At 71.6% G+C, this 14063-nt stretch carries 15 protein-coding genes; 9 read left to right on the forward strand and 6 right to left on the reverse strand.

The window, feature by feature from the left end:
• Positions 1-26: 26 nt before the first annotated feature.
• From B0I28_RS02510 to B0I28_RS02520, 3 genes are read right to left on the reverse strand one after another with little or no spacing between them, the layout of a single operon-like run.
• Positions 27-479, reverse strand: a complete 453-nt coding sequence (locus tag B0I28_RS02510; RefSeq protein ID WP_106362217.1) for a hypothetical protein — start codon at positions 477-479, stop codon at positions 27-29.
• A gap of 38 nt (positions 480-517) precedes the next feature.
• Positions 518-1393, reverse strand: coding sequence for a TIGR01777 family oxidoreductase (locus tag B0I28_RS02515; RefSeq protein WP_106362218.1), 876 nt, complete (start codon positions 1391-1393; stop codon positions 518-520).
• A gap of 10 nt (positions 1394-1403) precedes the next feature.
• Complete coding sequence (locus B0I28_RS02520; protein WP_106362219.1) at positions 1404-1907, reverse strand: RrF2 family transcriptional regulator; 504 nt, start codon at positions 1905-1907, stop codon at positions 1404-1406.
• Positions 1908-2023: 116 nt separating this feature from the next.
• On the opposite strand from B0I28_RS02520, the gene B0I28_RS02525 reads away from it, so the two are divergent.
• Entirely contained in the window at positions 2024-2509 is a 486-nt protein-coding gene (locus B0I28_RS02525; RefSeq protein ID WP_106362220.1) for a cupin domain-containing protein, read from the forward strand.
• A gap of 52 nt (positions 2510-2561) precedes the next feature.
• Here B0I28_RS02525 and B0I28_RS02530 read toward each other — a convergent pair whose 3' ends face one another.
• Positions 2562-3470, reverse strand: coding sequence for an acyltransferase domain-containing protein (locus tag B0I28_RS02530; protein WP_106362221.1), 909 nt, complete (start codon positions 3468-3470; stop codon positions 2562-2564).
• 65 nt (positions 3471-3535) lie between these two features.
• Between B0I28_RS02530 and B0I28_RS02535 the strand changes: the two genes are divergently transcribed.
• Positions 3536-3868, forward strand: a complete 333-nt coding sequence (locus B0I28_RS02535; RefSeq protein ID WP_146147944.1) for a hypothetical protein — start codon at positions 3536-3538, stop codon at positions 3866-3868.
• Positions 3865-4209 (forward strand): DUF3817 domain-containing protein, encoded by a 345-nt coding sequence (locus B0I28_RS02540; protein ID WP_106362223.1) that lies wholly within the window; start codon positions 3865-3867, stop codon positions 4207-4209. The genes B0I28_RS02535 and B0I28_RS02540 overlap by 4 nt, the downstream gene beginning before the upstream one ends.
• A 50-nt stretch (positions 4210-4259) precedes the next feature.
• Here the strand turns inward: B0I28_RS02540 and B0I28_RS02545 are convergent, their stop codons facing one another.
• Both B0I28_RS02545 and B0I28_RS02550 read right to left on the reverse strand, forming a co-directional pair.
• A complete protein-coding gene (locus B0I28_RS02545) occupies positions 4260-5465 on the reverse strand; it encodes a L,D-transpeptidase (RefSeq protein WP_106362224.1) in 1206 nt (401 codons plus the stop codon).
• 69 nt (positions 5466-5534) lie between these two features.
• Positions 5535-6542 (reverse strand): VldE C-terminal domain-containing protein, encoded by a 1008-nt coding sequence (locus B0I28_RS02550; protein ID WP_106362225.1) that lies wholly within the window; start codon positions 6540-6542, stop codon positions 5535-5537.
• 247 nt (positions 6543-6789) lie between these two features.
• On the opposite strand from B0I28_RS02550, the gene B0I28_RS02555 reads away from it, so the two are divergent.
• From B0I28_RS02555 to B0I28_RS02580, 6 genes are all read left to right on the forward strand, one after another.
• Positions 6790-7290, forward strand: coding sequence for a MarR family winged helix-turn-helix transcriptional regulator (locus B0I28_RS02555; RefSeq protein WP_106362226.1), 501 nt, complete (start codon positions 6790-6792; stop codon positions 7288-7290).
• A 72-nt stretch (positions 7291-7362) separates the two neighbouring features.
• Positions 7363-8865 (forward strand): UDP-N-acetylmuramoyl-L-alanyl-D-glutamate--2,6-diaminopimelate ligase, encoded by a 1503-nt coding sequence (locus tag B0I28_RS02560; RefSeq protein ID WP_106362227.1) that lies wholly within the window; start codon positions 7363-7365, stop codon positions 8863-8865.
• Between the two features lie 45 nt (positions 8866-8910).
• Positions 8911-10281 carry a UDP-N-acetylmuramoyl-tripeptide--D-alanyl-D-alanine ligase gene (locus B0I28_RS02565; RefSeq protein WP_106362228.1) on the forward strand — a complete coding sequence of 457 codons (1371 nt, stop codon included), beginning with the start codon at positions 8911-8913 and terminating at the stop codon, positions 10279-10281.
• Positions 10278-11405 carry a phospho-N-acetylmuramoyl-pentapeptide-transferase gene (gene mraY, locus B0I28_RS02570; protein WP_106362229.1) on the forward strand — a complete coding sequence of 376 codons (1128 nt, stop codon included), beginning with the start codon at positions 10278-10280 and terminating at the stop codon, positions 11403-11405. Before B0I28_RS02565 ends, mraY begins: the two co-directional genes overlap by 4 nt.
• Before the next feature lie 3 nt (positions 11406-11408).
• Positions 11409-12773, forward strand: a complete 1365-nt coding sequence (gene murD / locus B0I28_RS02575) for a UDP-N-acetylmuramoyl-L-alanine--D-glutamate ligase (protein ID WP_245888857.1) — start codon at positions 11409-11411, stop codon at positions 12771-12773.
• On the forward strand, positions 12770-14062 hold the full coding sequence (locus B0I28_RS02580) for an FtsW/RodA/SpoVE family cell cycle protein (RefSeq protein WP_245888858.1): 1293 nt from the start codon (positions 12770-12772) through the stop codon (positions 14060-14062). Before murD ends, B0I28_RS02580 begins: the two co-directional genes overlap by 4 nt.
• The last annotated feature ends 1 nt before the right edge of the window (position 14063 follow it).

Here is a 14063-nt window from a genome sequence, read left to right on the forward strand (position 1 = left end):
TCCTCCGGGTGGGCGGTCCCTGAATTCTAGGGCTCGGGGGCCACCGCGTCCGGTCCGGTGAACCAGCGGTCGGCGTCGGGGGTGTGGAGGTTGATGACGGTCATGGCCTGGAAGGCGAGCCAGGGGAGGGCGGTCGCGAAGGTGGTCAGAGGCGCCGGTGAGACGGAGGCGACCGCGCAGGCGGCCACTGCCAATGCGGCGCAGGCGAGCGTCGCCGCGGTCCGCGCCCCGGCGATGCGGTCGCCGAGCATCAGGGTCAGGAGCCCGGCGCCGATGCCGAGCGCCGGGAGGCCCACGAGGAACATGAGCAGCGCGAGCCCGGGCCCGGCGGCGGTGAGCAGGTGCGCGCCGAACGAGTCGTCCGTGACCTGCGAGGTCAGCAGCACGTCGCACAGGAGGTAGCCGTACTGGAGCCACAGCCCCGCCTGGGCGCGGCCGATCGAGCGCGGCTTCACCGGCCGGTCCGAGGTGGGGGTCATGGCCCAAGTGTCGCGCATCCGCGGCCGGGCCGCCCACTTCAGCGGAGCGCGGTGCGGAGGGCCTCGAAGACCGTTTCGTCCTGGAACTCGTAACCCATCGCTTCGAGCTTGCGGGGCTTGATGTTCGCGCCGCGGAGCATTTCCACGGCCGCCTCGCCTGCGACGATCTTGACCGCCCAGCCGGGGATGGGCCAGATCGCGGGGCGGTGGACCGCCGCGCCGAGGGCCTTGGCGAAGTCCTTGTTGCGCACGGCGTTCGGGCCGACCATGTTGACCGGACCCGCGGTGTCGCCCTCGATGACGAGCTTCGCGGCGGCCGTCCAGTCGCGCAGGGACATCCACGACATGTACTGGCGCCCGCTGCCGAACCGGCCGCCCAGGCCGAACCTCCACGCGGGCTTCAGGCGCGCGATGAGGACGCTGCCGGGGCCGAGCACATGGCCCGTACGCAGGTAGGCGACCCGCGCGCCCGCCTCGGCCGCAGGGGCGGCGGCCTGCTCCCAGGCGAGGCACAGCTGGCCGAGGAAGTCGGCCGCGGCCGGGTACGTCTCGTCGACTTCGAGGTCGGCGCGGTCGCCGTACCAGCCCATCGCGGAGCCGTTGATCAGCGCCGGGACGCCCGCCTGCGCGACCGCCTTGGCGAGCACAGTCGTCGGGATCACGCGGGAGGTGCGCAGGCGCTGCTTGTACGCGGCGTTCCAGCGCTGGCCGCCGATGGAGGCGCCGCAGAGGTTCACGACCGCGTCGGCGCCGTCGAGGATCTGCGGGTCGAGGGACTCCCGGTACGGGTCCCAGCGGATCTCGTTCTCCTCGTCGGGGCGGCGCCTGACGAGGCGGACGATGTCGTGGCCTTCGAGGGCCTGCATGAGGGCCGTGCCGAGGTAGCCGCTCGAACCGGCGATGACGATGCGCATGGGCTCAAGACTAAGTCCTCGGATGCGCGTACCAGTCCAGGACTTGCGTTCGCAGGCCCGGCGCCTGGAGCTCGGCGTTCGCCTGGATCGCGGCGAGGGTCTGGGCGGCGAGGGCCCGGCGCCATTCGAGCTCGGCGGTGCGCATCGCGGTGTCGATCGCGCACGGGGCGCGGAACACCGACGCGGGCTCGTCGGCCCACACGCCGTGCTGCCGGATCTCCGCGCACTGGAACGCCTCGTCGGGGCCCTCGATCGCGGTGAGCACGTCCATGAGCGTGATGTCCGCCAGCCGCTTCGCGAGCCTGAACCCGCCCTTCTTGCCTGCGGTGGAGGTGAGGATCCCGGCCTTGACGAGCGGCTGGAGCTGCTTGTTGAGGTAGGCGGGCGGCAGGCCGTACCCGGCGGCGAGCCGGGCGGTCGAGACCGGCTCGGCCGTCTCGGGGTCGCCGCGGCCCATCCAGTCGAGCAGCAGGCAGCAGTGCGCGGCCCATTCGACGCCTTCGCTGATTCGCATAATCCCGATGATAGTCGTCCCGGTTTCGTGCACACGTGTTCCAGAGCACTGCACTTGCCGATCTTTATCTAGACATGTAATGTCTAGATATCAACTTCGAACCGGAGGAACACCAGATGAGCACCGCCCCCCAGCCCGTCATCGCCCGCGCCGCCGACGCCGAGCGCCTCGCCCACGCGCAGCAGTCGGTCATGACCCTGCTCGCCGACTCCTCCGCTACCGGCGGGGCCCTGTCGGTGACCCGCTCGACCTTCCCCGACGGCGGCGACGGCGCGCCCTCGCACTTCCACACCGCTGCAAGCGAATCGCTGTTCGTCATCGCGGGCCGCCTCCAGGTCCTCACCGGGGACGAGGTCGTGGTCCTCGAAGCGGGGGACTTCGTGTCGATCCCGCCGGGCCTGCCGCACGCCTTCGGCGCCGCGAAGGGCTCCGACGCCGACGTCCTCGCGGTCTTCACGCCCGCCGCCGACCGGTTCGACTACTACCGCCTGCTCGAACGCGTCGTTGCGGGCGAGGCCGACCCGGCCGAGATCCCCGCGTCGGGGCAGCAGTACGACAACCACTACGTCGCCAGCGACGCCTGGGTCCGCGCCCGCGCCTAGGGAACGCGAAACGGCCGCCCCGGGAACGCACCCGGGGCGGCCGTCGCCGTCACTACAAACCCAGCTTCGCGAGGTCCAGTCGCCCGTAGCGGTTGCGCCACACCACGCCCGCCTTCATCCCGGCCATCACGGACCGCTGGAGCGTGTTGTCCTGCGGCAGCTGGTCGACCGGGGTGTCCTCGGGCCGCCCGAACACGAAGCGCCACAGGTCGGTCCTGTTCCCGGCCGGGTCGCCCTCGTTCAGCAGGTCGAACAGCGCCGCGAAGCCGGGGATGTTCGACCGCTCCGGCAGCCAGTCCCGCAGCTGCGGGTCGAGCAGCCACGACTCGCACCGGAATTCGAGGTCCTCGGGGCCGGCGTACCGCTCAGGGAACACCGCGGGCAGGAACTCCATGGCCCATTCGACCGAGTCGCGGACGGCGTCGAGCGTGAGCGGCCCGCCCTCGCCGCGGATGTGCATGCCTGCGAACGGCTTCGGATCGGGCCCTTCGACGCAGAACTGGAGCCGTCCGAGCTGGTACAGCGCGCCGCGCACGTGACCGGTGAACCAGTTGCCGACGTCGAGCCCGGGCCGGCCGTAGATCCGCCGGTTCAGCCGCAGCTTCTCGCCGATGTCGGCCAGGACCCGCCGCGACAGGTCCTCGTCGACGCCGCGGTCGCCGTGGAACTTCAGCATGTCCGGGACGGCCGCGAGCAGGGGGAACAGGCTCAGCATCGGCTGCCCGGCGGGGGGCCCCGGCCACCCGAGCCACTTCTTGCCGCCCATGTCGGCCGCGATGCTCTGGTACAGCCGGTCGGCGAGCTCCAGCGCGGCGCCGTCGAGGGAGCCGAGGGCGCGCACCGCGTCGTCGGCGTCGTCCGCGTCGGCGCCGCACCAGTCGAGCAGCAGTTCGCGGACGGCGGCGGTGTCGGGGGCCGGGTAGGCCCGCACGGCGCCCGCCTGGGGGAGGTCGAGAGTCACCGGCCTATGTCACCATGCCCGGCCCCCCGGCGGCAACATCGGGTCGGTCACCCTAGTCTGGGTCCGTGCGACGGCTGCTGACGCCCCCTTGGATCGTCCTCCACTGCTTCGCCGTGGTCCTGACGGTCGCTTTCGGCCTGCTCGGGTGGTGGCAGCTCGGCCGCGCCCAGGGCGGCAACGCCATCAGCTGGGGCTACGCGCTCGAATGGCCGGTGTTCGCGATCTTCACGCTCACGGTGTGGATCAGGCAGATGCGCCTGGAGCTGCGCAAGGACCGCCCCGAAGGCGAAGCGCCGCGCCGCCGCCCCGAACCGCCGCCGATGGCCTCGCCGTTCGAGGATTCCATCTTGAGCGCCCGGCAGTCCTCGTCCGAATCCTCCCAGGGGAGCCACGCATGAACGCCGCTCTGAAACGCTTCCGGATCGTCGCCTGGATCGTCGGCACGTTCCTCATCGGCCTCGTCTTCGTCGCCATGCCGCTCAAGTACATCGGCCACAACGACGTCCTCGTCACCGTGATCAGCCCGATCCACGGCCTCTGCTACATGGTCTACCTGGTGCTCGGCTTCCACCTGGCGCAGCAGGCCGGCTGGAAGTTCTGGCCGCACACCGTGGGCCTGCTCCTCGGCGGCACCGTCCCGATCGGCTCCTTCTTCGTGGAGCGCTGGGCGCACCGCCGCATCCTGGAGGAGCACCCGCAGGCCGCCGACCCGAAGATCCGGCAGGAAGAGCGGGTCTGAGACGCGTCGAAGGGCCCGGCGGCCAGGCCGCCGGGCCCTTCGTTCACGCCTTATTCCAGGTACGACCCGGCCTTGAACGTGTCCCAGTCCAGGGACCACCCGGTGAACCCGTCGCCCTGCGGCACGTCGATGCCGGTGTTGGTGACCACGACCGGGTCGCCCCAGCGCACGAAGTTGTAGATCCACTCGCCCATCTCGTCGGAGACGTTGATGCAGCCGTGGGAGCCGTTGGAGCGCCCGAGCCGGTCGGCCGCCCACGGGGCGCCGTGGATGAACTGCCCCGAGAACGTCAGGCGCATCGCCCATTTGACGTCGGTCTCGTAGTCGTACAGGTCGGAGACGAACGTCGAGGACTCCTCGCGGCTCATGATCGTCATGGTGCCGGAGAACGACCGCGCGTCGTTCCCGTCGATCGGCTCGTCGGAGCCCAGCGAGATCGGGATGGTCTGCACGATCGCGCCGTCCAGGTACGCCCGCATCTGCTTCGTGTTGTTGTCCGCCTCCAGCAGCCGCGCCTCGGAGTCGGTGGTGAACGACGTCTCCTGGTCGAACTCGCCGTACTTCCCGTCGCCGAGCGCCAGCCCGCCGAGGCCGAGTCTGACGGTGACCTGCGTGCCCGGCTGCCAGTACTCCTTGGGCCGGTACTCCAGGGCCCGCCCGGTGATCCAGTGCCAGGAGCCCTCCTGCGCCGGCTCGGAGGTGACGAACAGGCGCCGCTCGACCGAGGCCCGCATGTCCTCGGCGACCTCGTAGTCGGAGAAGCGGAACGCGAGGATCGCGCCCTGCCCGACCGTGGAGTCCTGCCCTGGCAGGTAGTTCTCGATGCTGACGCGGTCGCCGGGGGAGGCGATGACGGTGAACGTCGAGGTCGCTTCGGCGACGAGCCCGGCGGCGTCGGCGGCCTTGACGGTGGCCGTGTAGACGCCCTCCCATTCGAGGGGGCTCGCGGGGACCCAGGTGGTCCCGTCGGGGTGCATGGCGCCGTCGACGGCGTTCCCGGACGCGTCGGTCAGCGCGAACTCCTGGAACTCGCCGTCCTCGACGGTCCAGGCGATCTCGGTGGCGGCGGTGGCGTCGGCCGAGCCGTCGGCGGGGGTGATGGTGACCTTGGCGGCGCTCTGCGGCTCCTCGGAGGACCCGCCGTCCGAGATGGTGCCGTTCTCCTTCGTGCAGGCCGCGGCCAGCCCGAGGGCGGCGGCCGACCCCGCGGCGGCGAGGGCGCCGCGCCGGGTCAGAGAGGATCGTCCGAAGCTCATCGCCCAACGGTACACATGTGCGGCCAGCCCGAGTCCCCTGTGAACCTGTGAGTTCCGCCGGGTCGGGGGTTACGCGCGGATGCTCAGGTGGACGTGGTTGGTGTGGTCGGAGGACGGGTCGCCGTACGCGCCCGAGTAGGACTTCCAGCCGTTGCCGGGGAACCAGATCTGGCGGTACCAGATGACGTACTGGACGCCGAGGGCGTCGGAGTTCTCGATGAACCAGGCCGCGAGGTTCTGCCCGTAGTCGTAGTCGCCGCCCGTCGCGTCGCCGCCGAAGCCGCCCGGCTCGGAGGAGAAGTCGCAGGCCCGGCCCTTGGGGTGCTCGCCCGAGCCCGAGGGCCGGTAGCAGGAGACGTACCTGGTGAACCCGGCGATCTGGGCCTGCTCCAGCGCGTGGAGGGTCCGCGGGGTGAGGCACCCGTCGGCCGGGGTCGGGTCGTCCTCGGTGCAGCCGCCCCCGCCGCCCTCGTACGGCTCCGCCGCGGGCGCATCGGACGCGGTCGGGCCGTCGGTGGAGGTGCCGCCGGAGCCCGCGAGCTCGCGGGCGGCCTCGTCGCGGGCCGCTTGGAGTTCCTCGGTGACGTCGGCCTGCTCGGCGATGTTGTCGTCGAGGGTCTGCTGGAGCGCCTCGATCTCCTGGAGGCGGGTGATCAGCTCGTTCAGCCGCTGGGCGCGGGACTCGCCGAGGAACTGGAGCATCTCCATGGCCGCGATGGCGTCCTGCGGGTCGCCGGAGGCCAGGAGCGCGGCGGTCGACTGGTAGTCGGAGGTCGTGGACGCGACGTACGCGAACTCCTCCAGCTCGGTCTGGAGCGCGGCCCGCTCCTCGGTCGAGTCCGCCAGCTCCGTTTCGAGGTCCTCCTGCTGCTGCTGCAGCTCGGCCAGCTCGTCCTGGGCGTTCAGGTAGTCCTCGATGGCCTGGCTCAGCGCCGCCGAGGCCCCCTCCTCGCCCTCCTGCGCGCTGGACTGGGACGCGGGGGAGACCAGGAACACGACGGCCGCCACTGCGGCGACGGGGAAGGTGAGCAGGCGCTTGAGCAGCGCTGCGCGTCGTGCGGGGCGTCCGGCGTTCACGGCTTGCGGTCCTCCGGTGGGGAGCCGACCTCTGGGGTCGATTGGTCGGGCCCAACTCTAGAACGGGAGGATTCCTCGGGCCGAACCGGGCCGTCGGGCATAGCCCCAGGCAGCCGCCGCGTCACGGGCTGCGACAGCACTATGGCGTCGCTTACGCGCGACCCTTCCGGGGGAAGGTGAACTGCTAGGATTGTTCGAAATTGAACCAGCCGCGGGCTGGTCCACGGGAGCAGAGAGGAGGAACGGGATGGGCGCGGGCGATTTCGAGAGCCGCTGGCTCCGACCCGACGTGAACGCCGTCTGGACCCGGTTCCTCCAGGTCACCCACCGCCTGGAGCACCACATCGACCGGCGCCTCCAGGACAACCACGGCATCACCCACACCCAGTACGAGATCCTCGTGCGCCTCGCCGACGCCGACGAGCGGGCCCTGCGCATGAGCGACCTCGCCGACCAGATCGTCACCGCCAAGAGCGCCGTCACCTACCAGGTCAACCGGCTCACCGACATGGGCCTGGTCCACCGCCGCAAGTGCGACGCCGACAACCGCGGCACCTGGGTCACCCTGACCCCCGCCGGGCTGGAGCGCCTGGAGCAGGCCGCGCCGTGCATCCTCTCCCTGGTCCGCGAGCTGTTCCTCGACGACCTCAACTGCACCCAGTCCGCCGAGCTCGACAAGCTCCTCGGCACCTGGTCCGACAACCTCGACGAGCACGAGCGCAACCCCGTCCGCCACCCCGAGCACTGAGCCGCACCACCCGTCCGGGGCGCCGGGCGGTGTACGGCCTGCCGACGGTCCGTACCGGTGTAGGGTCAGGCCGTGCCGAGCTTTCCACGTCCCCGTTCGACCGTCCCCTTCCGAGTGGACGGACTCGCCGACCTGCTGCCCGAGGCGGGGGACCTGGACCTCGCCGTCACCGGTGTGAGCCTCGCCGCAGGCGCCGTCGAACCGGGCGACCTCTTCGCGGCCCTCCCCGGCGCCAACCGCCACGGCGCCGAGTTCACCGCTCAAGCCGCCGAACGGGGCGCCGTCGCCGTCCTCACCGACGCCCGCGGCGCCGAACTCGTGGACGGCCTCCTCCCCGTCCTCGTCACCGAGGACCCCCGCACCCTCACCGGCGAGGTCGCCGCCCGCGTCTGGGGCCGCCCCTCCGAGCGCCTCAACCTCATCGGCATCACCGGCACGAACGGCAAGACCTCCACCGCGTACCTCGTCGAGGCCGCGCTCGCGCACGCCGGGCGCACCACCGGCATCATCGGCACCGTCGAGACCCGCATCGCCGGGGAGCGCATCGAGTCCGAGCGCACCACCCCCGAGGCCCCCGAACTCCAGGCGCTCCTGGCGACCGCCCTCGAACGCGGCGTCACCGACGTCGTCATGGAGGTCTCCAGCCACGCGCTCGTCCTCGGCCGCGTCGAAGGCTGCCGCTTCAAGGCCGCCGGGTTCACCATGTTCGGCACCGACCACCTCGACTTCCACACCGACCTCGACGACTACTTCGCCGCCAAGGCCCGCCTCTTCGACGGCCGCGCGCAGATCGAGGTCCTCAACGCCGACGACGCCCGCGTCGCCACCCTCGCCGACGGCGTCAACCGCACCTTCTCCTTCCGCGACCCCACCGCCGACTACTACGCGCACGACATCGCCGGGGACGGCTTCACCCAGACGTTCCACCTCAGCGGCCCCTTCGGCAAGGGCGACGGCCGCGTCAACATGCCCGGCCGCCACAACGTCGCCAACGCCGTCCTCGCCGTCGCCCTCCTCGAAGCCGTCGGCCTCGACACGGACGCCGCCCTCGCCGGGGTCGCCTCCTGCACCGGCGTGCCCGGCCGCATGGAACTCGTCTCCGGCGACTCGCCCGTGCGCGGCGTCGTCGACTACGCCCACAAGCCCGAGGCCATCACCGCGGTCCTCGCCGCGCTCCGCGAGTCCACGCCCGGCCGGGTCATCGCGATCCTCGGCGCCGGGGGCGACCGCGACCGCTCCAAGCGCCCCCTCATGGGCGCGGCCGCCGCGGCCGCCGCCGACCTGGTCATCGTCACCGACGACAACCCCCGCACCGAGGACCCCGCGCGCATCCGGGACGAGGTGGCCGCCGCCGTCCAGGGCGTGCCCTGCCGTAATATTCCGGGACGGGAAGCCGCCGTCCGGGAGGCCGCCGCACTGGCCGCGCCCGGCGACGCCGTCGCGCTCCTCGGCAAGGGGCACGAGACGTACACCGAGACCGCCGACGGCCCGGTGGCGAGCGACGACCGCGTGCTCCTGGCCCGCGCGCTCGCCGACGCGGGATGGGTGAAACCGGGACCGCACGCTGAAGCGTGATAGTCCGACAAGCATGACCTCACAACAGCAGGAGGAGTCCGCCGCGTGATCCCCATGAGCCTGGCCCAGGTCGCCGCCGTCACGGGCGGCAAGCTCAGCGAGACGGCCGACCCGGAGGCCGTCGTCACCGGCGGCGTCGAGTTCGACTCCCGCAAGGCCGGGCCCGGCGGCCTCTTCCTCGCCATCCCCGGCGCCAAGGTCGACGGCCACGACTTCGCAGCCAAGGCCCATGAGCAGGGCGCCGTCGCGACCATCGCGACCCGCCCCGTCGACGTCCCCGCGGTCTACGTGGACGACGCCGTCGCGGCGCTCACCCGCCTCGCCAAGCACATCGCCGCGAACGCGAAGGTCCGCATCATCGGCGTCACCGGCTCCAACGGCAAGACCTCCACGAAGGACCTCATCGGCCAGCTGTGCGCCCGCCTCGGCCCCACCGTCGCCACCGAGGCCAACTTCAACAACGAGCTCGGCCACCCGTACACGGTCTGCCGCACCACCCCCGAGACCGAGTACCTCGTCCTCGAACTCGCCGCCCGCGGCCTCGGCCACATCACGCAGCTGTGCGAGATCGCCCCGCCCTCGATCGGCGTGGTCCTCAACGTCGGCATCTCCCACCTCGACGGCTTCGGGTCCATCGAGACCACCGCCAAGGCCAAGTCCGAACTGCCGCAGGCGCTCGGCCCCGACGGCACCGTCTTCCTCAACGCCGACGACCCGCGCGTCGCCGCGATGGCGGGCCTCACCGACGCCACGGCCTGGAGCTTCGGCGTCCGCGAAAAAGCCGACATCCGCGCCGAGGACGTCGACCCCGGCGACGGCCGCCACGCGTTCACCCTCGTCACCCCCGCCGGGTCCGCCCGCGTGCAGCTGAAGCTGTGGGGCGACCACCACGTCTACAACGCCCTCGCCGCCGCCGGGGTCCTCTGGAAGCTCGGCGCGACCCCCGAGGAGATCGCCGAAGGGCTCGCCGAGTCCGGGCGCCTCTCCGAGCGCCGCATGGACGTCTTCACCCGCCCCGACGGCACCGTCGTCATCGACGACTCCTACAACGCCAACCCCGCCTCGATGGGCGCGGCCGTCCGCGCCCTCGGGCTCCTGCCCACCGAGGGCCGCCGCATCGCCGTCCTCGGACTCATGGCCGACCTCGAAGAGCTCGAAGAGGAATGCCACCGGCGCCTCGGCGAGCAGGCCCGCGACGCCGGCATCGACGAAGTCATCGCCGTCGGCGAAGGCACACAACCCATCATCGACGGTGCCGACGGCGTCACCGCCACCCATGTCCCCGATCAAGCCGCGGCCATCGCGCTGCTCGAAAACCGGCTGCGCCCCGGCGACGCCGTCCTGGTGAAGGGCTCCCGCTACCGCACCTGGGACGTCGCCGACCACTTGCGCGCCAAGGAGGAAACCGACCAGTGAGAGCAGTCATCGTCGCCGCGTTCGTGGCGTTCGCGCTCACCATGGCGCTGACACCCCTCGCCGCCAAGCTGTTCCGCCGCCTCAAGGCCGGACAGCCCATCCGCTCCGACGGCCCCCAGACCCACCTCGCCAAGGCCGGCACGCCCGCGATGGGCGGCGTCGTCTTCATCTTCACGACCGTGCTCGCCTACGTCGCCGGACACCTCGTCCTCATGGCGCTGCCCGAGCAGGTCAACGGCGTCACCTTCAACCGCCCGACCGGCTTCACCGCCACCGGCATCGTCCTCATCGGCCTGTTCGTCGCCTGCGGCTTCGTCGGCTTCATCGACGACTGGATCAAGATCCGCAAGAAGCACTCCGGCGGCATCTCCGGCCGGATGAAGATCCTCGGCCTCTCCATCGCCGCCGCGATCTTCGGCCTAGTCGCCGTCTACTACACCGGCTCGATCCACACCGACGAGATCTCGGAGACCGTCGCCACCCCGTACCTCTCCTTCACGCGAGAAGTCGAGTGGCTCAACGTGACCAAGATCGGCATGGTCATCATCATCATCTTCCTGGTCAACGCCACCGCCAACGGCGTCAACCTCACCGACGGCCTCGACGGCCTCGCCACCGGCGCCTCCATGATGGCGTTCCTGGCGTACATGATCATCGGCTTCTGGGAGTACCGCCACTGGTGCGGCGGCGCGCAGCCCGCCGCGAACCTCTGCTACGACGTGCGCGACCCTCTGGAGATCGCCCTCGTCGCCGGGGCCGCCGCGGGGGCCATGTTCGGCTTCCTGTGGTGGAACACCTCGCCCGCCCAGATCTTCATGGGCGACTCGGGCGCGCTGGGCCTCGGCGGCCTCATCGCCGGGCTCGCCCTGACCTCCAAGACGATCCTGCTCCTGCCGATCGTCGGCGCCCTGTTCGTCATCATCACGTGCTCCTCGATCATCCAGTACACCTCGTTCAAGCTCACCGGACGCCGCGTCTTCCGCATGGCGCCCCTGCAGCACCACTTCGAGCTGGCGGGCTGGTCCGAGGTCAACATCGTGGTCCGCTTCTGGATCATCGCGGGCATCGGCGTCGCCATCGCCCTGGGCTTCTTCTTCGCCGACTTCCTGCGGATAGCGGGGTAGCCGGTGACCGGAGTACCCGAACGCGTCCTGGTGGCCGGAGCCCGCATGGCCGGGGCCGCCTGCGCCGAGCTCTACCTCGACCGCGGCGCCGCCGTCACCGTCTACGACCGCGACGACTCCGACCGGCTCCGGGCCCTCGCCGCCCGCGGCGCCAGGACCGCCACCGGCGAGTTCGACCCGGCCCTCCTCGACGGCGTGCAGCAGGTCCTGCTCTCGCCCGGGTTCCCGCCGGACCACCCGGTCGCCGAAGCCGCCCGCGCGGCCGGGATCGAGATGTTCTCCGAGCCCGAACTCGCCTGGCGCCTGCGGGAACCGGGGGCCGCGCGCTGGCTCGCCGTCACCGGCACCAACGGCAAGACCACGACCACGACGATGCTCGCCGCGATGCTCGCGGCCGGGGGCCTGCGCACCGCGGCCCTCGGCAACATCGGCGCGCCGCTCGTGGAGGCCGCCAACGGTCCCTACGACGTCATCGCCGTCGAGCTCTCCAGCTATCAGCTCCACTGGTCCTCCGAGCTCGCGCCGACCGCCGGGGCCGTCCTCAACCTCGCGCCCGACCACCTCGACTGGCACGGGAGCTTCGACGCCTATTCCGAGGCCAAGGCCGCGGTCTGGCGCGGCGGCCGGGCCGTCGTCAACCTCGACGACCCGGCGGTGGTCGCCCTCGCCAAGCACACCGACGCGCACGTCACCGGGTTCACGCTCAACCAGCCCGAGCCCGGCCAGTTCGGCGTCGCGCTCGGCTACCTCGTCGACTACACCGGGGACGGGCCGGTGCAGATCTGCTCGGTCGACGACGTGCGCCCCGCCGGGTGGCACAACGTCGCCAACGCGCTCGCGGCGGCCGCGCTCGCGCGCCAGGTCGGCGTCTCCTACGCCGGCATCGCCCAGGCGCTGCGCACGTACACCCCTGAGCCGCACCGGAACGTCGCGTTCGCCGAGCACGCCGGGATCACCTGGGTCGACGACTCGAAGGCCACCAACCCGCACGCCGCGGCCGCCGCGCTCGCCGCGTACGACTCGGTCGTGTGGGTCGCGGGCGGCCAGCTCAAGGGCGTCGACGTCGACGGGCTGGTCGCCGAGTACGCGCACAAGCTCCGCGCCGCGGTCCTCATCGGACAGGACCGGGCGCTCATCGCCGACGCGCTCGCGCGACACGCCCCCGGGGTCCCCGTCGCCGTGCTCGACGGCGGCGACGATGCGGTGATGACCGACGTCGCCGCCCGCGCCGCGGGCTTCGCGCAGCCCGGGGACACCGTGCTGCTGGCCCCCGCCGCGGCCTCCTACGACATGTTCCGCTCCTACGCGCACCGCGGCGACGCGTTCGCCGCCGCCGTCCGGGGGCTGATCGGGGGGGACGAGGGGTGAGAAGCGGGTTCACCGAGATGCTCCGCGGCCTGCTCGACCGGCCGCTCGCCTCGTACTACCTGCTGCTCTCCTCCGCGGGCCTGCTGCTCACGATCGGCCTGGTGATGGTCTTCTCCGCCACCATGGTCGAGTCCTACGAGGCCACCGGCAACGCGTTCGCCGTCATCCTCCAGCAGGTCATCTGGGCGGTCGTGGGCCTCGTGTGCTTCTGGATCGCCCAGCGCCTGCCCGCCCGCACCTACCGGGCGGTCTCGCGCCCGCTCCTGGTCGTCGCGATCCTCCTCGGCCTGTTCCTGGTCGTCATGTCCATCAAGCAGAAGCAGGACGAGGCCAGCGGCGACGCCTCCGGCGGCATCGCCACCGACCAGCTGTGGATCCACATCGGCAACGTCCAGTTCCAGCCCGCCGAGATCGCGAAGTTCGCGCTCCTGCTGTGGGCCGCGGACTCGCTGGTGCGCCTGGGCCCGCGCATCGCCTCGTGGCGGGACCTCGCGATCCCGATGTTCCCCATCGCGGGCCTGCTCATGATCATCATCGGCTACGCCGACCTGGGGACGATGCTCATCATCCTCGCGATGTTCGTCGGGCTCCTGTGGGCCTCGGGCGTGCCGCTGCGCATCCTCGGGGTCCTGTTCGCCATCGCCATGGTCGGCTCGGCCCTCCTCATCGCGTTCGAGGGCTACCGCATGGAGCGGATCATCTCGTTCTCGCGTCCCGAGGACTTCGCCGACACCTGGGGCTACCAGGCGATCCAGGGCTACTACGCGATCGCCGACGGCGGCTGGTTCGGGCTCGGCCTCGGCGAGAGCCGCCAGAAGTGGGAGTGGCTCCCCAACGGCCACAACGACTTCATCTTCGCGCTCATCGCCGAGGAACTCGGCGTCGTCGGCTGCCTGGTGATCCTCGCGCTGTTCGGCGTGCTCGTGTACACGGGCTTCCGGATCGCGCGCCGCTCCGACGACGCGTTCCGGTCCCTGGTGGCCGCGGGCGTGACGATCTGGATCGCGGGCCAGGCGTTCATCAACATCGGCGGCGTCCTCGGCCTCATCCCCATGACCGGCGTCCCGCTCCCGTTCATCTCCGACGGCGGCACCGCGCTCGTCGTCGTCCTCGCGGCGGTCGGGATGCTCGCCGGGTTCGCGCGTGCCGAACCCGACGCCGCGCAGGCGCTCCGGGCGCGCAATCCGTCCCGTCTCGTACGCTTGCTCTGGGCCCCCCTGCCGCCCGCCCCTCGCTCCGAATCCGACTCGGAGACCACCAAGAAGAGTCCTACGACCAGAAAGAAATGAC

This window comes from Glycomyces artemisiae, assembly GCF_003002955.1.
In the GTDB taxonomy this organism is placed as follows: domain Bacteria; phylum Actinomycetota; class Actinomycetes; order Mycobacteriales; family Micromonosporaceae; genus Glycomyces; species Glycomyces artemisiae.